This is a genomic window from Bradyrhizobium sp. Ken64, assembly GCF_055807555.1.
This window is the reverse complement of sequence record NZ_JBVVPA010000072.1, coordinates 1-1,075: the sequence shown is the minus strand read 5'-3', so window position 1 is coordinate 1,075 and position 1,075 is coordinate 1. Positions and strand designations below refer to the sequence as shown.

At 58.6% G+C, this 1,075-nt stretch carries 1 protein-coding gene; it reads right to left on the bottom strand.

Annotated elements, in window-relative coordinates; all coding sequences use genetic code 11:
- On the bottom strand, positions 1 to 1,075 hold a 1,075-nt coding region (sbmA, locus tag AC0L2F_RS35670), incomplete at both ends, for a peptide antibiotic transporter SbmA (protein WP_473251514.1).

Here is a 1,075-nt window from a genome sequence, read left to right as displayed (position 1 = left end):
TCTCGATCGACGGCAGTGGCCCACCGTGGATCTTTGCCTCAAAGCTCCGCAGCCGCTGATAGATCGAGATCAGTTCGACGATCGTGCTCCAGGAGTTGACGAGATACTGAAACGAGGTTCGTACTTGCGTGAACGCGTTGAGGATCTGGTTCATCGCGCCGAGGGTGATCCTGCCCGCGATGATTGTGGGCGCAAGCAGCAGATAAGGAAAGATGACGTCAGTCTGCAGATAGACGATCCGGCCGATATTGAAGTACATGAAGTTCAGATAGAGCCGGAAGTAATTCCTGCGAATGTCGCTAAACAGCACGCTCAATGTCGGCGCATTGGCACGCGCCGTATCATCCTCGCCGAGCACGAGCTCCTTGCGATAGGCCGCTTCGACCCGCTGGTTGAAAAATTCAATTCCGGGCAGGCGGATGCCGATAAGCGCGAGAACGCCGGTGCCCAGGATCGACCAGATCACCGCGGCGAACACCAGCGGATAGGCAATCGAGCCGAACAGAGGCAGCTCCGTGACGTTGCTGGACAGCCTCACCAGAACCGGCAGGAACGCCAACAGTGTCAGCACCGCGCTGATGAGATTGACGCCTAGACCTTCCATCGTGCTGGCGAAGCGCATCGTGTCTTCCTGGATCCGCTGGGAGGCGCCTTCGATCGTGCGCAGCCGTGGCCAGTTGGCGACATAAAAATCGTTCATCGCCGTGCGCCAGCGGAAGATGTAGTGGCTGACGAAGAATCGCGTCATCACGCCGACCACGACGGCCACGAGCGCTATGCCGGCAAAGGTCGACAACTCGCTGTAGAACTGCTCGACCGTGACCGGCGCCGACTTCGAAAGCGCAGCCTGGATCATGTCATAGAACGGTCCATACCAGCTGTTGATCGCGACCGAGACCTGGACCTGAAAGTAAGAGGTGAACAGGATCAGCGCCGAACCAAGAATGGACCACGTCGCCCAGGGATGCGGGGCAAATAACATCCATGCCGCCGCGAACACCGTAACGGCCAGCGCAAAATAGAGATCAAACCACAGCGCCGAGGCCGACCAGAACGTCGCAAGCCCGACCGGCTT